7 protein-coding genes are annotated in these 23,969 nt (G+C 26.5%); all 7 read left to right on the top strand.

From position 1 onward, the window contains the following. Nucleotides 1–6: 6 nt before the first annotated feature. The 7 genes from HMPREF3267_RS11750 (at nucleotide 7) to HMPREF3267_RS11720 (ending at nucleotide 23,945) form a co-directional block, all read left to right on the top strand. Entirely contained in the window at nucleotides 7–720 is a 714-nt protein-coding gene (locus HMPREF3267_RS11750) for an ABC transporter ATP-binding protein (protein ID WP_002460034.1), read from the top strand. Beyond that, a complete protein-coding gene (locus tag HMPREF3267_RS11745; protein WP_002478840.1) occupies nucleotides 713–2,254 on the top strand; it encodes a hypothetical protein in 1,542 nt (513 codons plus the stop codon). The genes HMPREF3267_RS11750 and HMPREF3267_RS11745 overlap by 8 nt, the downstream gene beginning before the upstream one ends. 226 nt (nucleotides 2,255–2,480) lie before the next feature. Beyond that, on the top strand, nucleotides 2,481–3,071 hold the full coding sequence (gene lugR / locus HMPREF3267_RS11740; RefSeq protein ID WP_002460032.1) for a lugdunin biosynthesis transcriptional regulator LugR: 591 nt from the start codon (nucleotides 2,481–2,483) through the stop codon (nucleotides 3,069–3,071). A gap of 25 nt (nucleotides 3,072–3,096) precedes the next feature. Then, nucleotides 3,097–10,221 (top strand): lugdunin non-ribosomal peptide synthetase LugA, encoded by a 7,125-nt coding sequence (gene lugA / locus HMPREF3267_RS11735; RefSeq protein ID WP_002478842.1) that lies wholly within the window; start codon nucleotides 3,097–3,099, stop codon nucleotides 10,219–10,221. Then, nucleotides 10,211–14,431: a condensation domain-containing protein gene (locus HMPREF3267_RS11730; RefSeq protein ID WP_081095642.1), complete on the top strand. Its 4,221-nt coding sequence runs from the start codon at nucleotides 10,211–10,213 to the stop codon at nucleotides 14,429–14,431. The genes lugA and HMPREF3267_RS11730 overlap by 11 nt, the downstream gene beginning before the upstream one ends. 17 nt (nucleotides 14,432–14,448) lie before the next feature. Next, nucleotides 14,449–23,262 carry a lugdunin non-ribosomal peptide synthetase LugC gene (lugC, locus tag HMPREF3267_RS11725; protein WP_062077932.1) on the top strand — a complete coding sequence of 2,938 codons (8,814 nt, stop codon included), beginning with the start codon at nucleotides 14,449–14,451 and terminating at the stop codon, nucleotides 23,260–23,262. Beyond that, nucleotides 23,259–23,945 (top strand): thioesterase II family protein, encoded by a 687-nt coding sequence (locus HMPREF3267_RS11720; protein WP_062077930.1) that lies wholly within the window; start codon nucleotides 23,259–23,261, stop codon nucleotides 23,943–23,945. The genes lugC and HMPREF3267_RS11720 overlap by 4 nt, the downstream gene beginning before the upstream one ends. Nucleotides 23,946–23,969 lie beyond the last annotated feature (24 nt).

The following is a 23,969-nucleotide window of genomic DNA, read 5'->3' as shown; positions in this document are numbered from 1 at the left end:
ATAGAAATGTTATCCATTCAAAATTTAAGTAAAACGTATAAAGGTTCTGATAAAGGTGTTAAGAATTTATCATTAGAATTATATGAAGGTGATATATGTGCTTTTATTGGAGCAAATGGTGCTGGGAAAACGACAACGATTAAATCAATTGTTGGAATACATACATTTGATCATGGAGAAGTGAAATTGTTCAATATAAATCTAAAAGATAATCCAGAGTATTATAAATCTTTCATTGGTTATTCACCAGATACGCCTGATTTGTACAATAATATGACGGGGAAAGCATATATTGAACTAATAGCGGCGCTTTATAAAATGGAGAACATAGAACTTGAAGAGAAATTAAGTTACCTAATAAAAGAATTAAAATTTGAAAGTGCCATTTATGATTTGGTTTCTAGTTATTCTCATGGAATGAAGCAGAGGTTAGTGCTTATTTCATTATTAATGCATGATCCTAAATTAATTATTTTGGATGAACCATTTGTTGGCTTGGATCCAAATGCTATTGATTTTTTAGTGAATGAAATTAGAAGACGAGCCAGTGAAGGAGCAATTATTTTATACTCTACACACGTACTTGAAGTTGCTGAAAAATTATGTAATAAACTTGTTATTTTAGATCATGGTAAAGCTGTAGTAAATGATACAATGGAAAGTATTCTTAAAAAAGCACCATTAAATGAAATATTTAAGGATGTGACTTCTGATGAATAATCTTAAATTGTTATTTTTATTTCGATTAAAAAATCAAACGCAATTATCTAATTTGAAAAGCAATAATAAAGAAGTAAGAAAGCATTCTATTTACACTATCACAGGATATATTACAGCATTTATAATGTTTTTAGGATATATAGTTTTCATTGCAATAGATTTAAGTTTAAATAATAATATCCATGAATTTTTTGTATTATTAACATCCATTTTATTTTGGCTATTTGGTATATGGAATATACTTAGCGGATTCGATAATGTCATAGAAGGGAAGGATGGTGAATTTATTTATAGTCTGCCAATAAAAAACTGGCAAGCAAAACTGTTTTATTTATTAAGTAAATATTTGATTCATATTACTTTGACTTTTACCATTTTTATTCTAAGTGTTGTCTTCGTAATACCTTTGTTATCTCATTTATTGTCAGTAATTCTTATGATTATTTTATTAAGTTTTATTGTTCCTCTTCTAGCTACAAATATACCTTTTATAATTTCCATATTAGTAAGAAATATACTAATATTTATCAAGTTACGTAATAATATAACAGAGTCAATTTTTACATTATTCGCATTTATAGCTCCGTTAATTTATTTTATCTTTAACTCTGAAATGGTTGGTTATAAAGAATGGTTTATAAATACATCTATTTTACGGTACCCGCTTAACAAGATGACTAGCTCTCCTTTTTTATTTAATATGTTTTTGTTAATTGTTATTACCTTTATTACAACGTTCATAGTTATTTATATGCTGATTAATTTTCATGATTCCCTTAGAAATCAAACAAATAAGCGAAAGAAAAAAAGAAATGGGAATACGGTATTTAAAATAAATTCACCAGTATTCAGTTTAATAATAAAGGAATTTAAATTATATTTTTCCTCTTTAACTTATGTTAGTAATACAATCATAACTCCAGTAGTTATTGTTATATTAAATATAAGTATTCTAATTGGAATAATACCCAGTATTGATTCAATTTCTTATGATTTACTAGGATTTACTATTAGTTCTCAGCAAATATATGTACTTATTGTCTTTACTTTTGTAATTCTTACTACTACAACTTCTTGTAGCATTTCTTTTGAAGGAAAGAGTATTTGGATTATGTTAGTGGCTCCTATTAATATTAAGAAAATAGCGATTGGAAAAATATTAGTTAATATACTTTTATTTTTACCAGGTATTGTTTTAACTTCTATTGTGTTCTATACAGTATTTCATGCAGGTATATTTTATTTAATTATAATCAGTACGTTGTTAGTATCTACCCTCACTTTGATAAGTATTATTGGGTTTTTAGTAAATTTACGGTTCCCATCCTATAACTGGAGTTCTGAAATGGAAGTTGTTAAACAAAGTAAAGGAACTATTGTAACTGCAATAATAAGTATGATAATTATTCCGATAGTTATTGCATTTGTTCTAATAAATAACTCATTGCTGACTTTATTGGTAATTTTTATAGAAATGGCAGTGATTATAATTATGTTTAAAAAAATTACAGCAGATAGTTTAATTTTAAAATAATAAAGTATGTAATAAGAAATACAATGTAAATGTAGTATAAAATCCGCAATAGAATATTCTTATTATTAGAAGATTAGTTGACAAAATATTTTATTCTTTATCTTTAGAGATGTAATAGACACAATAAAGAAAAATCAATATTAAAAAAAATATTCGCTTAATATAGTTGACATATTAATTAAATAGATTAAGATAAAAGTGACTAGAAAAATTTATTTAGTCATAAATGAATAGGGGTATTAATATGGCATTCTCTAAGATTGAAAAAGAAAATATTAAGAAAAATTTATTAGAAAATTGTGAAAAGCATTGGTCAAAATACGGTTATAAAAAAACAAATATTAATGACTTGTGCCAAATTTCTGGAATATCAAAAGGTTCTTTTTATAATTTTTTTGATTCGAAGGAGGCATTATTTTATGAAGTCATCATAAGTGCACACAATAAGTTAGTGAAAATTACAGAGGACGGTTTAAAAAAATGTATGACTAAATATGATTTTGCTAATTTTTTGAAACTGTTATATCAGGAATATACAAAATTAGATTTTTTAAATGAGACATCACAACAGGATTTTATCAAATTTTTAAATAAACTAGATGTAAAAAAACAAAAAAAATTAATGGAAAATGTACACTATGATCTTCGTAATGAAATTAGGAAATCAAATTTGAAATATAAAGTTGATGAAAATTTAGGGATTTCTGCCTTAGGATATATCTTTACTCCTTTATCAAAAGAAGAGTTAGATATATATAATGAAAATGGAACAATCGAGTTTTTAATTGACATAACCGTTGATAGGATTTTTGAATAAGTTTTAGTTAAAGGAGGTCAATCAGATGGAATTAATTAAATCATCCTATATGACACAAGCTTCTATGGAAGAAGAACAACTTTATTTGATATGGAATAAATCATCTGTGACTAGATCGTTATATACGGAAACATGGTGTTTTAAATTACTAATTGAATGTGACAAAAATAAACTTGTGAAAGCACTTTGTCAAATTTTTGAAGAAAATGATATTCTAAAATCAAATTTCATATTTAAAAATAATCGTGTATATAAATACGTAAATCATACAAATCCTGTTGTGATAACTGAAAAAGTGAAAGAGACAAATTTATATCAGTTTATAAATAAATACAAAACGGAAGAGTTTGATTTAAATAATGACGTCCTATGTCAGTTTTATATTTTAATAGATAATGAAATGAATAGCACTTATCTTATTATAAACCACCACCACATTGTATCAGATGCTCAAACAAAAAATTTAATACTTCGAAGGTTAAAAGAGATACTAGATCCAAGTAGGGTTACTGAAAAAATTCATCATGAATTATCTACTAATTATCAAGAACACTTAAAGCCATTAAAAAAGCTCAAACAAGATAAATACATACAAAAAGCACTTGATATACCTCGTCGTATTAAGCCTCATAGAATTTCACAAACTAAATTTACTGGCTATACTAAGAATTTAAAACTAAATAATGAAAAGTTCCAAGAATTAGTAACATATTGTAACATAAATAAAATTTCAAAATACACTTTTTTTCTAACTACTTTTTATTACACTTTACTTCATATTACCGGTGAGGATTATTTCAGATTAGGTATACCTTTCTCTACTCGAAATAATAGTGAGGATTTTAAAAAAATGGGATATTTTGTGAATATATTGCCTTTATATATTCAGGATAGTATTTATGATAAAGGTTATACCTGGTTAGATAGGTTTAAACTTGTTCAAAAAGAAATATTTAAAACATTTGAATATAAGAATGCACGTTATCGGGATTTAACTACATTCTTTGATTCGCCATTAAACAGAATGCAAGATGTAGTTTTTAGCTACCAAGAAACAGATAAGAATGTTTCGGACATTTTTTATGAGATTAATACAAATCAAACAGGAGCAAAGTTTGAATTGACTGGCAACGTTAAAGTTTTAGGAAATGAAGCGTTTTTGGAAATCGAGTTCTCTGATGAAATATTTAATGAAGAAGAATCGAAATTTTTGATTGATACTTATAAAAGTATAATTGATAAAGCTTTAAAAGGTAATGATTTTGAAAATAGAGGAAGTAATGATAGCTTAATTCAAGGTAAAAAAGTTAGTCTAGAAAAAAATAATAATCTTTATAAAGAATTTAGAAATATAGCATTTAACGAAAAATATAAGCACAAAATAGCAATTATGTCAAAACAATATCAAATTACTTATTTCGAATTAAATACATTGGTCGATAAACTAGTAAATGCAATGTTAAATTATAAAATTTCTCAGGATGACAGGATAGCTATTTTTTTAGATAGAGGAATTAAGAATATTGCATTAATGATAGCTTTAGCTAAAATGAATATTCCTTTTTTACATTTAAATAATAACTATCCTGAAGAAAGAATTAAATATATCTTAGATGATTTTAATGCAAAATATGTTATTACAGATAATGCAAATCATTTAAAAATAAGTGAGAAACAAAAAGTTTTAGATAGAAATTTATTCATTTATGATAATTTGAATTACAATAAAAACTCTTGTTTTAGGGAAGATGAAAACTGTCTGGAGGTATTTTATACATCTGGTACAACTGGTTTTCCTAAAGGTGTTAAAATAACTCATAAAAATGTTTTCAATTTTACCCGGAATTTTGAAGCATATGGTTTAAATGATAAGGATGTCTTTACTCACTGCAGTTCTTTATCATTTGATGCTTCTACATTTGAAATATGGATGTCTTTACTTAATGGATGTAGTTTATTAGTGGTTCCCGATCCAATAATTGATATTGAAAATTGGAATTTTGAGGAATTACAATTAAAACCTACTATTTCTTTTTTAACAACATCGTTGTTTTATTCTATGATTGATAATGAGTCAATACAATTGTTCAAAGATCATAGGAAAATTTTTATTGGTGGAGAAAAAGCTTTAGCAAAACATATTAAAAAAGCAATTAAAAACTTAGAGAATGTTAGTATTGTTAATGGTTATGGTCCAACTGAAAATACTACTTTTACGACTACAATGGAATTTAATAATTCATTCTTTTCTAACGTTCCTATTGGAAAACCTGGAGTCAATGTGAAAATCGGCGTTGTAAATAAAAGAAATATGCTTCTACCACATAATTGCGAAGGCGAAATAGTAATTGGTGGTGAAAATCTTAGTTCAGGATACTTAAATGAAAATATTACAAAAGAAAAATTTGTGACGATTGATGAAGTGACTGACAAGTTATATAAAAGTGGTGATATTGGTTATATTTCAAGTGATTCAACGCTTAATTATATTAGCAGAATAGATAGCCAAATTAAACTGAGAGGATACAGAATAGAGTTATCTGAGATTGAAGAAAATCTACTTAAGCATGATTTAGTGTCAAATTGTGTTACTGAAGTTATCAATAATTTATTAGTATTAGTTTATGAAGGTCAACTAAAGACTAATAAGGCTAAAGAGTTTTTAACTAATGTATTGCCAAATTATATGGTGCCAAATCAAATTATTCATACCGATAAGATTCCATTAACGTTAAATGGCAAATTAGATAAATCAATTATAGAAAAGTTTTATATAGAAAACAGTGATAATATTCCGGCCACTAAAGAAGAAAAAATGATTATGGAAGTAATAAAAGATGCCACGCATAGTCAAAGTGTTAGTACGGAAACTAATTTATATGAAATTGGTATAGACTCCATTAAATCGATGCAAATTTGTTCTAAATTAAGAAATAAAGGTTATAACATTACTATGAGCGAATTTATGGACTGCCAAAATATTAAAAGTTTAGGAGAATTTTTTAAAAAAGAAAATAATAAAGAGGTACGCCAAAATAATCAGATTTGGAATTCAAATGAACTTAGTCCAATTCAGAAATGGTTTTTTGAAACACAGAAAGAAGACATATCTCATTGGAATCAAAGTGCTTTAATTGAATTAAAAAACATAAAAGAAGAAAAGGATATTATTAATTGCTTAAAACAACTTATCGAATTACACCCTATATTGAAATCACGATTTATTTTAGATAACGGTGTCTATAGGCAAGTCATAGATAAAAGAAAATATGAGATAAATTCAGAGAAAGTACAGAGTTTAAGTGAATTTAATAACTTATTAAATATTGGGCAATCATCACTAAATATTCACAAAGGTATATACAATTTTAAAATAATATATTATCAAAATCAAGTATATATTCACTTTATTATACATCATTTAGTGATTGACGGGGTATCATGGAGAATTATTTTAAATGATTTCTCTGAATTATTAGAAGGTAATAATAAGTATAATTATGAATCGAGTAACTTTGATAGTTGGGTAAAATATATAAAAAATTATGAAGATGGGCTATCAGAAAATTATTTTTCGGAATGGAAGAATCAGATTAATAATAACAAAAAGTGTAAATATAAAGATTTAAAAGATTATGACATAGCATTGAGTAAAGAGGAAACTGAAGTTATAATTCGATTCGCGAATCAGAAGAACCATGGAAACATGGAGGCTGTTCTTATTGCAGTTATTGCACATACTCTAAGTAAAAATAATATCATACCCCAAAAATCTATTTTACTATTAGAAGGCCATGGTAGACCAAAAGAAAAGAATGAGTTTATTAATACAATGGGCTGGTTCACAAATATATATCCAATGAAGATAGAACTAAATGATGATATTAAAATATCAGCTCAAAAGATCTTTTTTAATCAAATAAAAATCCCTAATAAAGGAATCGGCTATCAAAGATATTTTGATTTGAATTTTTGTCATGATTGGAGTTTTAACTTTTTGGGTGATATGACATTTAATGACTATCCTGAGTTTAAGATAGTAGATATTTTTTCAGAAAATGACTTTTCTCCAAACAGTCAGGCTTTATCAAATCTGCATGTAGATGTTATTTTAAATAATCAAGAATTAAGTATTAAATTTAAATATAATAAAAAACTATATAATAGTTCGGATTTTAAAAAAGTGGAAATGGAATTTCAAGATTCACTATATTTGTTGAAAGATGCTCAAAATGGTCAAATATATCCAATTAATCGAACTCAAGAAGCAATGATAATGGATTATTATCAAAATCCCAAAAGTGGAAATTACATTATTCAATGGGAATCTGAAACCAAAAACTTGGAAGTAGAAAAAATCTTAAGTGCAATTAGAGAATTGCTTCGAAAAGTAGAACCTTTAAGGGTGTCTTTTTCTGAGATAGATGGAGAATGGTATCAGAAGGTTAATGAACTTGATGATTTTGGATTAAATCAGCTTATAAAAATTTTTGACTTTAGTAACAATAGCAACTCAAATAATCTTATAAATAATCTGCTTATAAGTCAAAGACACATACCGTTTGATATTCAGAGAGGACCATTAATAAGGTTTCTTATTGTTAAACTTGAAAATGGTTATAAAATAATTATGGAAAATCATCATTTAATTATTGATGGTTGGAGTATGTCAACAATCTTTAATTATTTCAATAAATTATATGATAATGATAAAAAACTCAGAGATATTAACATTCTTCAGGATAGATTAATTAGTAATACTAAGCCAAAAAATCTAGATGAGTTTAAAGATATTTTTGAAAAATATGAACCTATTAACTTACCTAAGATTTCTAATGAAGGTTTAGAGGAAGAAACAATCTATATAGAAAAAAGTGATAAACATTATAGTTTTTTAGAAAGTAACAGTTTAACACCAAATAATTATTTTCTATTACTCTGGTCTCTGACATTGAAATATTTATTTGGTAAGAACGATATCTTGTTTGGAGTGACAACATCTGGTAGAAGTAAATTTCATAGTAATGAGATAGATGGAGTTGGTATGTTTGTAACCACTCTACCATTCAGAATTGATTTTAGAGATTGCCAAACAATAAAAGAAGATTTAATTCCAATAATTAAAGATAAAATGAATTCTATTTTAGAAAATGATTTTATTACATGGAAAGATATAATAATGGAATCAAATATAGATAATGAAATTCAGATTGGTTATGTATTTGAAAACTATCCCAAAGTACAAACAAATGGAATTTTTTCATTTGATACTTCAAAAGGACATGAACAGGTTAATTTTTTGTTGGCATTATCTGTGATTGATATGAAACATAATTATAAAATAGATATAAAATTAGATGAGAAGTTTGTTAATAAAGACATGTTGCATAGCTGTAAAATATTGCTTAAACAAATTAATCTGTTTTTAGAAAATCAGATTAATGAAGTGAGTGAAATTTCAAATAAATTACTTAGCAATACTTCACTTTATCCGCAAGTAAGGGTTATTACGGAAATTAATGAGACTGTTTCGAGTGTATTAATACAACAGTTTTTAAAATATAATAATAAATTGTTGATAAAAAGCAAAGAAAAAGAATACACCTATAATGATGTATACAATATTGTTCGAAATATTATTAATCGTACTGAACTATCAGATAGTGATGTAGTTGCGGTGATGACAAAAGATAGAACAAAAATGACTTTATATGCAATTGCATGTTTCATATCCGGAGCAACTTATATACCTATAACAGAGGAAATTAATAAAAATAGAATTGAAATGATGATTAATAATGCCGGAGTAAATTGTTTGTTTAATGGCGATGGTTCCTTTAGTCGATTGGAAGGTACTTCAACAACTTCACTTGATGATATAGCTTATATCATTTATACATCAGGATCGTCTGGGGTACCAAAAGGAGTAAAAGTTTCAAAGTATAATCTTACTAACCTCTTAAAAGCATTGGCTAGGGAACATATAGCTAACGAGTCAGATATTTGGTATCAAAATATAGTGATGAATTTTGATCCATCCATATTCGATCTTCTAATGCCTATTATTAGTGGATGTTCTATGTATATTCCTGAGAAAAGATTATACGCTACTGAAATTGAATATTTACTCGAAAAAGAGAAAATTACAATTTTTTCGATGACTCCTTCGCTTGCTAAAAATTTAGAACTGAAAAATAATAGCAGTTTGAGGGTAATGATTATAGGTGGAGAAAAATTAACTAAAAATGATATTGAAAATTTACCAAAAAAAATAGAAATAATTAATATGTATGGTCCAACGGAGTCAACTATTATTTCGAATATGTTTCGAATAAACAGCGAAAATATAAATGATTATCTCCATTATCCAATAGGCAAACCTATAAGTAGTTTGAATGGCTTTACAATATCACCCGATAAACAAATACTGCCGTTTGGAGTTGTAGGAGAATATGTGTTAAAAGGTTCTACAGTTACTCAAGGGTATACAGATAAACATTTAAATAGTAATTTTCTGATTGAAAATAACAGGAAAAATCATTTTAATACAAAAGACCTTGTTTATATTCAATCAAATTATCTAACCCATTATATTAATCGGTTAGATAATCAAATTAAACTTAGGGGTTATAGAATTGAGCTAGGAGATATAGAATCAGCGTTAAATAAGATAATGCCTAGTAACTCCTATAAATTGATTTTTAGTAATAATAAGGATTTAATTTTAGCTTATACTGCGAACTACAATGAGGAAGAAATACACGTATTTTTGAAGAGAAATTTACCTAGTTATGCCGTTCCTAATTTCATCAAATATATCGAAGATTTTCCGATAACAATTAATGGGAAAATAGATTTCAAAGAAATTGAAAGTATAGTAAAAAGAGAGTTGAATTTTAATATCGATATCAATCAATATAATGACGATATTTTAGAATTTTTAACACTATGCTCTGATACATTGGAAATAGGGAAAATCGATTTAAATGATAATTTCTTCAGTGTTGGAGGTGATTCAATTAAAGGTATGAAGCTGATTAGAGCATTAAATAGGGAATATGGAGTTGAAATGAAAATAAAGGAATTGTTTAAAGCCAGTAACTTTAGCGAAATTTATTTACTATTAAGGAGGGATAAAAGTGGTAAATAAACTTTATGAATTGAGTCCACAGCAGAAAGGTATTTGGTCAAGAATCCAACAATATAGAGAAAATAATGAATACCTAATTCCTTTAGTCATTCAACTTGATGAAGGTATAAAAAAAGAAGATGTTGAATCAGCACTTAATGAAATTATTAAAAGTAATTCTGCTTTAAGGGTAGAAATAATGATGGGGAAATTCCCGAAACAATTGATTCATGAAAAAGTAAATATTGAATTAAGAAATATAAATTTAATAGATAATGAAAATGATTTTGAATATCAAATAAAAAAATATATCGAAGAACCAATGTCTCTATACCAAAAATTATGCGATTTTAAATTATTTCAACATAAGAAAAAAAACTTTCTAGTTTGTAAATTCCATCACATTATTTTCGATGGTCATTCAGGAAAAATATTTAAAGAAGAATTAGAAAGGCAACTGTCTTTTAAAAAAAATATATGTATAAAAAATAACACTTTTTATGAGAGCTATTTAAATAAAGCATGTGATCAAATTGTTTTGGAGGAAGATAAAAAATATTGGAACAAGATTTTTAATAGTGAGATTGATGATTATTTCATGATTAATAATAAAGAAGGAAACGAAAGGATTGAATATGAGAATGAACTAAGTGTAAGTTTAAATAATTTAAAAGAGCATTCACATCAACTAAAACAAAGTTTATTTTCAACACTCTTAGGTTTATTTCGTCTCTATGCATCTAAACATTTTAATAAAGAAACATTGTCTATCGCAATACCTGTCTCTTCTAGACGTTCGGAACAAGATTATAAAACTATAGGGTACATTACGCAGGTATTTCCCCATGTAATGAAGGTGGAGAAACAGAAAAATTATGAAGATTTACAAGAATATTCTAATCAATTGCTTTATGAACTTTTAGAGCATTCTGATCTTTCAATTATTGAATTATCTAATTTAAGCAAAAGTGCTTCCAAGAATATTGAGGACTATTATAAATGTATATTTGATATTGTCGAAGAAGAATCCTATTTAGATAATAAAGTAAGAATGTGGAATTTACAATCAGAGTACCCATGGATAGTTAAAGTTATCATTAGAGATCAGCAAGTGTTTTTGAATTCCAATTTTAAAAAAGAACTTTTCCCATTTTGGAAGATTAGGGATTTTCATGAAGGATTTAACTTCTTTATTAACAATATTATTAGTGAATCTGGAAGTTATTTGAAAAAAAATGTTGGTATGCCAATAAAAGAATTAAATAAAATTATAAATATAAGTAACTTTGCAGCTTCTAAAAAAGACATTAATTATAATAAATCGAAATTAGACGTAAAAACCTTAATGTATAATACGGCGATAATAAGTGGAAGCGAAAAAATTTCTTATAAACAATTAGAAGAAGATTCAATCAAATTTTCTGGATTTATTAGGAATAGGAATTTGAAAGTGGGGGCAAAATGCCTCGTTTATATGAATGATACTCTTGAAGCTGTTAGAATTTTCTATTGCTTACAGAAAAACAATTGTTGTTTTATACCGGTTTCTAATGACACACCTTTAAATAGAGTTAAGCTTATAATTGAAGAATCAAACCCGCTCCTTATTTTTTCAGACATTTTAGATGGAAGTGAAACAGATAAAATATTAGTGAGTAAATTAAATAAATGTCATTGTTTGAGCCCAAACACAATAATTAGAGGTACTGATGAGAACTATTCACCTGGCACATCATATATTATATTTACTTCTGGATCAACTGATAAGCCGAAAGGTGTAATGATTACTTATAAGAATTTGTCTGGATTAATTACTCAATACAAAAGTTTATTTGATATTCAAAAAGGAGATAGAGTTGCTCAAATAGCCAGTTTGAATTTTGATGCTAGTATATTTGAAATGACATTAGCCTTTTCAACATTTTCTGTATTGATTATCTTTAACAATAATGGAGGTTATGAGAACTTCAATCAGTTTATTATAGATAATAGTATTACCCATTTTTTAATGACACCTGATTATTATGCTCTACTAGACTTTAGTAAATGTAATTCATTAAAAAATATAATTGTTGGTGGAGATGAATTTAAGTTTAATGATACTGTACCTGAAAAAGTTAAGATATTTAATGCCTATGGACCAACTGAATCAACAGTTATGTGTTTAATAAAGTTAATGACAAAAAAAGTAAAAACCTCAAACTTAGGTAAACCAATATTAAACTCAGGAGTTATTTTATTAAACAATAATGGAGAGATAATAAATCGTCATGTTGTCGGTGAAATTTGTATTACTGGACAATCAGTATTTCTTGGTTATTTAGACAAAAATAAAAATTATAAGCTAGAAAAAATAACATTGAATAATGAGGACTATACAATATACCGTACTGGAGATTTAGCTTATTATGATGAAAATTATGATATACACTTCTTTAGCAGGAGTTCCAATTTTGTGAAGATAAGAGGTTATAGAATAAATCCTAATGAAGTAACTTCTGCAATAATAAATCTTCGTGAAGTTAATAATGCAGTTACACTGGTATTAAATGGACAACTCATAGCTTATTATATTGGAGATGTAGATGCGATTGAAATAAGAAAAAAAATAAAAAACATTCTTCCAAATTATATGGTTCCAACAACTATTCATAAGCTAGATGCATTTCCTATGACAATTAATGGGAAAATAGATAGTAAAAAGTTGAAAGAAATAAACACTGAAAAATGTAGTCTAAATAGTTATGAAACAACCGATAGTAGGGATACAGGATTTATGAATATTGTTATGAAAGTGTTTCAAAATAAAAAACTAAGTAAAAATGATAACTTTTATGATGTTGGTGGGGATTCTATTTTGAGTATTAAACTTGCCAGTGAATTACAGGATAATGGATTTAATATTTCTTCAGTAGAAATAATGAAGTCAAATGATTTTAATGAATTATTTCAAAAAAATATACAACATAATTCAAAATTTAATCAAGATCCTGTTTTTGGAAAAATCAATTTATTCCCAATGCAGAAATGGTTTTTTTCTCAAGAATTTCATAATATTCATCATTGGAATCAATCAAATGAATTTGAAATATTTGGTCAATTCGATGAATTAGATTTTCAAACAATTTATTATGCAATTAGGGAGAAACACGATGCAATTAGGAGTTATTTTCAAAGAATTAATATGGAATATTGCTGGTTGGTTAAAGAAAATAATTTAGAGGATTCAAAAAAAGAAATTCAATATGTTGATAGCAGTCATTTTAATATTAATAACATAAATGAATTAAAAAGAAACCTTCACAAAACAATAAATATTTTTGATGGACCATTATCTGCAATAAAGATTATCAAAATAAATGAAACGCATTTTAAGGTGCTGTGGGTTATGCATCATTTAATATGTGATAACATTAGCTGGTTAATTTTAAAAAGGGATTTCATACGTGCAATTAATTGCTTGAACAATAATAAGAAAATAACTTTATATCCCAAATCTTCGAGTATAGAAGATTGGGGAAAATATATAATAAAACAGCCTCGGTTTTCAAATGATATAAATTCAAATAAAAATTCATCAAAACACAAATATGAAACTAAAAAAATAAATATTGTAGAAGATGATTATAAAAAAGTTAAAGAATATTATCAAAAACATAATTTGTCTGAAGAAAATTTCCTATTATTACTTTTTGCAAAGGTACTGAGTGAACAAATGGGAAGAGAAAAGATTTTGATTAATAAAGAATTAAGTGGCAGAAATTATTTGCCAGAAAAATATTCTCTTGATCAAACTGTCGGTTGGTTTACAAAAACTTGTCCTGTTGAAGTAGATTGTACTGTACCTTATAAAAGCTTTGTATCTACAAATATCTTTAACATTGAAAAGCAAACAAGTTTTTTTAATGAATATTTTTTTTCACAACCTGTTAGTGGACCGGAAATATCATTTAACTTTTTAGGCGAATTATCAAAAGAGTTAGATGTAAATGCCATGCAATCATTCAATGATATAGGTGAGTATGATTTTCCGGACAAAATAGCTTTTAATGTATTAAAGAGAGAAAATGAATATTCAGTGTTTATTATTTATCAAAGTGACATGTTTCAATATTTTGAAAAAATAAGTGAGAATTTATCAAGCTTGATAAATCTTTTAACTAAAATGGAGAGACAGAATGTATTCGGTATCTCTGAAGATTCTTTGAAAGTTTTAAGCGATTTATTTTAAAAGAATGGGGTGTTAATATGAAAGCTATAGCTGCATATCCTATGACTGAAGTGCAAAAAGGAATAGCGTATGAATGTTATTTAAATAAAGACAGAGAATTTTATATTAGTCAAATGACAATAGAGCTTTACTATGAAAATATAGAGATTTATAAAGCTGCTTGGGAAAAAATTATTGACAAATATGAAACCTTCAAAACGGCATTTTATTTTGGAGAAATGAAAGATGATGTTCAGGTAGTTAATAATCATATTGATTTCAAATGGGAAGTGTTAACTGATTACAATGGTAGTATAGAAAGTATTGAAGAAAAAGAAAGAAAAAGATTATCAGATATAAAGAAACCCACACTTATTCGTTTTAAACATATTAATAATAATCAGAAAAACTATTTGATTATTACTTTCCATCATATTATTTTAGATGGATGGAGTTTGTCTATAGTCTTGAATGATGTGAATAGACTTTATTATCAATTATTTAATGAAGAAAAATCATATATTTATAATAATACTGAATTCAGTGAATTTATTCAAAATAAATTAACTGCTAACAATGAAAAATCGAATCAATATTTTCAAAATTTACTTACTGATTTTCCTGGATTTAGTTTCCCTTCTCTTACACCAATAGAAAAAGAAGGTTTTGAAACAATAAATAAAATACTCACTCTAGATATGAAAGTCATTAAGAATTTTTGCAAGAAATATAAAATTTCGCTATCTTCACTTTTTAGCTCAGTTTGGTCTTTAGTTGTCTCAGCTTATACAGGTAAAAGTGATATTTTACTGAATAAAACGCATTCTGGACGGGATAGCAAAAAAAAAGAACAAATTGTTGGGTTACTTATTGAAAATTACCCGTCACGATATAAAATTTACGATGATGAGATTCTTACAGATTTCATTGAAAATAATCATATTACTGATATTGAAACAAGAGAAAAGCAAGAATTTTCAATGTACCAAGCAAAAAAATATTTATCAGATATTGGGGTTAATGAATACACAAATTGTGCTTTTGTATATGAAAACTATCCCGTAAATGAAAGTAAATCTTATAAAATATTAAATACATTTGAAAAGCAGTCAAGCGAATTAACTTTATCTGCTGGAGTAATGAATGATCAAGTTTTAGTAAAAATGATGTTTTCATTAGAATTAATAAACAAAGATATAGCATCGGCCTTAATAGAATCCTATACAGTTTTGTTAAGCGAAGTTTTAAAAGATGAGAAACAAACTATCAGTGAAGTGATTAATAAAATTAGATTAAGTAAGGCTTTCGGAGAGGTACTTCCTGTCCCTAAAGATATTCCATTAATAACTCATATTGAGGAGAGAGTGCAAGGGAAAAATGATAACATTGCATTTTACTATAACGATAATGAAATAAACTATAATACTTTAATTAATGAGACAAAAAGATATTCATCCTTATTAAACGATTTAGAGCTTTCCTATGGAGAAACAGTTGCTATTGATTGTGATAGAGCTCCGTATGCAATATGTTTAATGCTTGCATTAGAACAGCATGGCATTCCATTTGTATATTTAGATTCCAAAAATACTAGTGAGAGAAATCGATTTATACTTAATGATTCAAATGCATCTTATCTTTTCTATGATAAAAAAAAGCCGGAATATATAAGTGATATTAAAATTCGGGGAATAAGTATTAGCAGTAAAAATTTATTCAACTTTAAAGGGTCTAACGAGTATTTGACAAAAAACAAAAGAGAAGATTATTTTCAAATAATATATACATCTGGTACTACGGGCAACCCAAAAGGAATAAAAATAACTACGAACAATATCTTTGCCTTGTCAATCAATAATGGATTTTACGATGTTAAAGAAGGAGATATTTTTACTCAAGCTTCTTCATTAGCATTTGATGCATGCTTTTTTGAAATTTGGTTACCCCTTTTAAATAATGGGTCAATTGCTTTTATTCCGGATCCAGTTTTTGATGTACTAAGCTGGAAAGAAGTGCTGAATAAATATAATATTACGGCCTCTTGGTTTACTTCGAGCTTATTTAATGTATTTATTGATCTAGATCCGTATTTATTTTCAAAAATAAGTAATGTATTTGTTGGTGGTGAAGCACTCTCAAGAGGGCATGTTTTGAAAGCCCTTTCAGTTAACCCTAATACTAATTTTTTTAATGGCTATGGACCGACAGAAAATACAACATTTACTACGACATATAAGATACCAACAGATTATAGTGAAAGATCAGCAATTTCAATTGGAAGCTTATTAGCTAATTCAGAAGCGGTTGTTGTTGATGATTCTAATCGAATTGTACCGATATATTCTCAAGGAGAGCTATTGGTTCGTGGGAAAGGGTTATCAAAAGGTTATGTGGAAAACAAAGTTAATGATAATAAAAACTTCTTAGTAGAAATTAATGAGCAAACTTATTACAGAACAGGTGACATTGTAAGCTTTGATGGCCAGCGATTCCATTATATTGATAGAAAAGATAGCCAAGTAAAAATTAATGGGTATAGGGTAGAAGTATTAGAGATTGAAAATAGAATCAAAGAGATAATTGGAGTCAAAAATGCAAAAGTTATGATTGGAGAAGATAAACTGATTACTCTTTTTTATACAGGTGGTATTTCAAAAAGAGAATTAAAGAGTACTTTAGCTAACAAGTTCCCTAGTTATATGAATCCTAAACTTGTATATCAGATAAAGACCATGCCTCTAACTCTTAACGGAAAAATTGATAAAGATAAACTTTTAACTATAAAGAATGATAATGACCAAGAAAATTTATCTGAAATAAAAGTTGTGGCTCCAAAATTGAGTGATATTATTTTAAAATATACAGATTCTAAAAATATAGAAAGTGATGCTAGCTTTCATGATTTGGGTATTGATTCCATGAAAACAATCAGATTGAATAAAGAATTAAACAAAATTTTTAATTTGGAAGTATCATTAAAAGACTTTGTTCAGTTTAAAACAATTAATGATGTTCAAGAGTATTATATGTACGATATTGAAAATGAATTCAAGCAATCAAACGGCAAATATTTAGGTTTTGCAACAAACATGCAAAAGTCCATGTACTATTACCAATTAGAGCATCCGGAAAATACAATGTTTAATATTCCTTATGTTAGAAAAATCCTTAAAACAGATATGAAAGTTTCAGATTTAAATAATAAAGTAAAACAAGTAATAGGTGATCACAATATATTTAACTCAGCACTTATTGAAGATAAAAATAGCGATTTAATATGGGTAACTCAAAAGAAAAATTTTGAGATAGAACATATTTTTGTGCCGGGACAATTCGATAAGAATAAAATTATAACTTATTTAAATCATTCATTCAATTTAAGTGATGGCTTAGAACCTTTAATAAAAGTAACTTTAATTGAAGAAAAAAGCTATATTTATTTAATTTTTGTAGTTCACCATATTATATTTGATGGTATCTCTCTGGAGAAATTTATCTCTATGATATTCGACGATGAACATTTAGACAATACTAATAACTACTTTCAATATTTGAGTACAAAACAAGATGAAAAAAAGTATAAAAAGGATAAAGAATTTTGGATGGAAAAAGTAGTTAATATAGAGAATTATTTGCGCTTTTATAAAAAGGAATTTAATCATCAAGGAGAAATGCAATATTTTGATATTCCAGAAGAATTAGGCGTACTTATAGAATTGTTCTCACAAAAAAATAATATATCAAAATTTAATCTTTGCTTGAAGTTATATAGTCAATTCTTATTAAACTATTTTAATGAAGATGCTGTATATGTTGGAACTCCATTAAATAAGAGGACGGAAGAATATAAAAATACGATTGGTTTATTTATAGAATTTTTGCCTGTCTTGGATAAAAAAAGTAACATCAATACATTTAAAGAAGATGTACAAAACTTTAAATTAGAACTATTCGATTTATATGATCATAGTGATATAGAATTTCAGGATATAAATAACATACAAGCAACAAGAAATAATTACGAACCTATAACACAAACAACTTTTGCTATGCAAACTTTTTCTGAAAAACATAGCAATGAATTCTATGATGATCTAATTATAAAAAATCACAAATACTCACAGTTTCCATTATCATTAACTATTTATGAATTTACAAATTGTTTGAAGTTACAAGTTGATTATGCTACTGAATTGTTTACTAGCCAAGAAATTAAATCTCTTATAGATTTATTCTTAATATGGTCAAAAGAGGTATTACTTAAATCAGACATTTGTGTATCAGATATAATTATTAGAGAAACTAAAAAAGAAATTATACCATTACCTACTGAAAATCAAGAAGAATTTAGGTTTGAACAAATAATATATTTAGTAAATGAAAATAATTACGATATACAGATATTAGATGAAAATTCAAATGAAATACCTGAAAATGAAATAGCTAATGTATTTTTAATAAAATTAAAAGTAGAAAGTTCTAATCAAAAAATGACTGAAAATATTAATAAAGTTCATAAATGTCGTTTTTCAGACTCAAGAGATTTAAATAAATCAATGTTAAATACAAGGCTAAAGGGATTTAAAAGTGGAGAATCAATATTTATAAAAGATAATGACGATCAAACATTTAAAGATATAATTCCGTTTTTAAATTGTAATATGAAGAAAAATAATGTAAATGAAAGTAGTTTTAAATTAAATGAGCTAATTCTGAGTGATGTTAAAGAAGCATTTAAAAAGGTATTTAAGATTAAAAATATAAATAATGATGATTCATTTCTTAAATTAGGTGGGGATTCAATCAAGAATATCCAGATTATCTCAGCCTTAAGGAAGAAAAATTACGTTTTATCTACAAATGATTTATTAAATAATCCAAGTGTTTCCCTCTTAACGAAGCATTTACAGAAAAACATAAAAAATAATAATATGGCGGTTAATTATAAATATCTACAAAAATTCAAATTGAATATAATGCAGCAATGGTTCATGAAAAAAGATAAAAAGAATTTTCATCATTTTAACCAATCATTTTTTGAAAACATCAATATTGATGTAACTAAAGATGAATTATTAAAAGCTTTTAAATCTCTGTATTCATCACATGCAATGTTGCGTGCTGTAATTCTAGAAGAGAGAGGAGAATTATTTAATTATATTCAGGAAATTGAAAATTTAAAATATGAGCAAATATTTATTGAATGTAAGAACGAAAAGGAATTCTATAATAAAGCTAAACAAGCTGACTTTTCACTGGATATATACAATGGACCAACATCAAAAATATTATATTTTTTTAATAATCAAAAGAATTGTGTAGGTGTTTATTTTGTTTGTCATCATATGTTTGTTGATACATTTTCAATAAATATAATTAGAAATGAAATTAATGATTTTTTATTGTATACAAAGAGAGCAACAGGAGATATTTCTAATACTGAACTTTTGAATAAAAAAATACAAAACCTACCTAGTATTAATACCATAACAAATCAGAAGAATTTAATTTATTCTTCAAAATCAGGAGTAATTTCAAGGAATATTTCGATAGAAAATAGCAAATATTCACAAGTGAATTTTCCTAAAATACTTGCAAGCAGTATTATTAAAGAAATTTTGACTGATGAGTCTTTGAAACTTGACATTGCTGTTGAAAAGGATTCAAGACTTTCAGAATCTTTAAAAGATTTTAATCTATCCGATACTGTTGGGTGGTACACTGAAATATATAATTTAGATATACAACCAGCTATTTCAGTGGAAGAAGTATACTTAATATTGCAAAAAGAAAGTGATTATAAATTTCATCATAAGATTAATAGCCAAGTATTTTTAAATGTTGTAAATCTTGAAGAAGCCCATGAATATAATGAATTTTTTATCTTTGAAGAAATTCAATCAATTGCTGAAGAAAATATACAATCAATGCCGCCAACAATAAATATTATTAAGCAGGGCTCGAACTTGATGGTAAGCGTAATGAATATCAAAAACTGTGAAGAACATCTTTTAAATGCGATTCATGAATTTAATTGTTATATTCAAAATGTAAATTATTTAAGGTATTTTGCTGATTTAAAAGTAATTGGTAACCCAATTATCCCTTTTAAAGAGTATGCTGAACTAATTAATCAAAAAGAAATTGAAGAAATATATCCTTTGTTTCCATTACAAGAAGAAATGCTGTATTCATCTGTTGGAGATTATTCACAAAGTTATATTAATGAAATTTCTTGGACCACTAAAACTAATATGTCTGATATTATAGAGTCTTTTTCCAAAGTTCACCGAAAATATCAAGCTTTGAGAACTAAGTTTTGGATTTCAGATAATGGCTCAGTGTATCAGGTAATTAAAAGTTCTTTTGTTGAGTTACCGATTAAAATTATAGATTTAAAATATGTAGATTCGAATGAGATAATTGAGAAGATGAATGAAATTAAAGAAAGAATCATTGGAAAATTAAGAGACTTTAAAAATGGTGTAACTCATTATCTTTTAATCATAACTACTCCAAATAATAATAAAAGAATTGTTTGGTTATTCAATCATATTTTATTCGATGGTTGGAGTTTATCGATTCTTATTAATGAAATGTGGAATAAAAAGACTATACTTGGAATCAATGAAGTTTCAAACAGGGACTATGTACTTTGGCTAAATCAAAATAAAGAAACCATTTCTGAGTCAACTGATTTTCAATCACTATTAAGTGAATTCAATGGAGTTTGTAGCAATCTGTTTAATAACAGGGATTTATTACAAAGTTCTAGAGAAGTAAATAGGGAAGTTAGAATTACTTTAGAAAAAGAGCTAACTAATGAAATTTACAAATATGCCAAACATAATGATATAAAAGTTGCTCAAATATTTAACTATCTATGGGGATATATTATTAGCCATCTATCTAAAAAATCTAAAGTAACTTTTGGTCTAGTCGACTCTGGCCGTGAAATAAATGTACCAGATATAGAAAATAAAGTTGGACTATTTATTAAGACATTGCCAATACTTTTTAGCAGAGATGAAGATAAAACAATAATCAATGAGATTAAAAAACTAGAAGAGGTTAAATCTAATATTTTTGCAAATGTAATAAGCATAAGTAAATTAAAACAAAAACTTAACATTCCAAGTTGGCAATTACTTTATGATACGCTTCTTGTAATTGAAAATTTTCCAGAAGTTGAAGAACAACCAGACAGTATTCAAGACTTTTATGCTAGTGAACAATCGAATATGCCATTAAGTATGAGTGTAGGGTTATCAAGTGATATTGTTTTTAAATTAGTATATTCCAGTTCACTTATTTCAGAAGAAGCTATAGAAAAAATAAGTAGTATATTTAAAGATTTGCTAAAACAAGTATGCTCTCTAAAATATGTACTTAGAGTCAATGATTTGTTAGTACCTGATATTGAGATTAAACTTTCAAATGAAAATGTTGACGAAATCAATTCAGTAAAAAAAGATACAAATAAAAATAACAAGATTTGTGAAGAAGAAATTATCAATCTGTGGGAAGAAATTTTAGGTACACACAGCGTTTCAACTAATGATGATTTCTTTGAAAGTGGTGGCGATTCGTTAAAGCTTTCTAAATTAGTATTTTTATTAAATGAGAAAATGGGATTAAAAATGGATGTTATTAGCTTCTTTCAAGACCCAACAATTCAAAACATTTTAAACAATGCAAACAGTTTAGGCAAGCAGTCAAAAAAAGTAATGAAGGGTGATGATATAGAGTTACCTAAATTGCCCTCTACTGAAATCTTAAAAGTAGAAAATAGTAATAATCATGTTTTTATTACAGGAACAACGGGATTGCTAGGGAGCGAATTGTTATATCAACACCTTATAAAAGGATTTAGTGTTTATACAGTTATTAGAGCAGAATGTTCAAAATCAGCAAGAAATAGAGTGTTAAAACAGCTCAAAAAAATATCAGGAAAAATAGAGAAGCTACCCTTAGAAAATTTACATGTGGTTGTTGGGGATATTTCAAAAGAATTTTTCGGAATGTCACAAGAAGAATATGATAAATTATCAAAAACTTGTTCAGTTATTTATAATTGTGCTAGCAACGTGAATTTTATGGCTCCCTATAAGGAAGCATATAAGTCCAATGTTATTGGCGTTGAAAATATAATGAAATTTGCCAATAATAAATTAGTTAAGAAGGTCAACCATATATCGACATTGTCTGTAGTTGGACATGATTATTATTTAATTGAAAATTTGGATGAGGCGCCAATAAGTTATATTAAAACGAAAATACAAGCAGAAAAATTATTGAGAAAATACCGTACAATAAGGAATGGTGTACAAATTTCAAGAGTAGGTCGTTTAAATGGTAACTCTCGTAATAAAATGAGCCCAAGTAAAGATTTGTTTTGGAGATTGATTTTATCCATTGCTCAGATTGGATGTTGTCCTCAAGAATTTTTAGAACAGCAAACAGATTTAACACCTGTGGATGAGGTAGCTAAATGCTTAATGAATTCGAATGCTTCTCATAATGAAAATCAAATTATAAATTATTTTACGAAATCAATGATTTCATTTGGTGAATGTATTCGTATTATTGAAGAGATTATCGATAAAAAAATTAGAAAAGTTTCATTAGAAGATTGGATATTTGAAGCAGAAAATTCGAAGGATAATCATATAAAAATATTAATCCCACTATTTAAAGAAAATATCTTTTATGATTCTGGAGTAAAGGCAATTAAAAATTCAAGTTCTGAAGATATAGGTTATCAAATTAACTACAATATAAATTGCAGTATAAGTTATGATTCACTTTATAAATATATCTATAATGCCTTAGAAAGTGAGAGGTTATTATGACAAATATTCAAGTTCTAGCATTTCCTTATGCGTGTGGCTCACTAGATAGTTATTCAAAATTATGCCATATTGATGGAATAGATTTAATAAAGTATGAATTACCAGGTAGACGTTCTAGAATATCTGAGAAATTGGATTCATTAAATTCAGTCATGATAGAGGTTTGTAATGTGATTAATTTTAATTCTCCATATGTCATTTTTGGTCATAGTATGGGGGGATATTTAGCAAATGAATTATGTAGGTTTATTGAGATTAATAAGCTCCATAAACCTCGGAAAGTCATTATTAGTGGGCAATGCCCTGTTGACAACAATAATGATAGCCTAGAAGAATATAATGAACTATCTTTGGATAATACGAAAACTTATATATCATTGTTTAATGGAACTCCTAAAGAAATAATTAATAATAAAGAACTAATGGAATTCTATGGTGAAATATTTTATCAGGATATGCAGTTTATCAATCAATATAAAATGAATAATAGTTCTAAAAAGGTAAAGTCTAATGTTGAAGTTTGGTATAGTGATCAAGATATTCATGTAAAAGAAGAAAATATTATGAAATGGAAGGATTACGCTGTAAATTCATGCAATTTTAAAAAGTTTAAAGGAGATCACTTTTTTATCAATAATATATTTCAAGATCCGAAGTTAACTTTCGAACTCTTGTGTTGCTAATTTATATCTTAAGCTTAGCTAGAA

The sequence above is a fragment of the Staphylococcus sp. HMSC62D11 genome (assembly GCF_001839145.1).
Taxonomy (GTDB): domain Bacteria; phylum Bacillota; class Bacilli; order Staphylococcales; family Staphylococcaceae; genus Staphylococcus; species Staphylococcus lugdunensis.
Note: the sequence above shows the minus strand (reverse complement) of the source record. Positions and strands in the feature narration are given on the sequence as shown.

Bases quoted from the DNA above. Each gene is read 5' to 3' on its own strand.
- HMPREF3267_RS11750 (WP_002460034.1), top strand. From the start codon at position 7: ATGTTATCCATTCAAAATTTAAGTAAAACGTATAAAGGTTCTGATAAA.
- HMPREF3267_RS11745 (WP_002478840.1), top strand. From the start codon at position 713: ATGAATAATCTTAAATTGTTATTTTTATTTCGATTAAAAAATCAAACG.
- lugR (WP_002460032.1), top strand. From the start codon at position 2,481: ATGAATAGGGGTATTAATATGGCATTCTCTAAGATTGAAAAAGAAAAT.
- lugA (WP_002478842.1), top strand. From the start codon at position 3,097: ATGGAATTAATTAAATCATCCTATATGACACAAGCTTCTATGGAAGAA.
- lugC (WP_062077932.1), top strand. From the start codon at position 14,449: ATGAAAGCTATAGCTGCATATCCTATGACTGAAGTGCAAAAAGGAATA.
- HMPREF3267_RS11720 (WP_062077930.1), top strand. From the start codon at position 23,259: ATGACAAATATTCAAGTTCTAGCATTTCCTTATGCGTGTGGCTCACTA.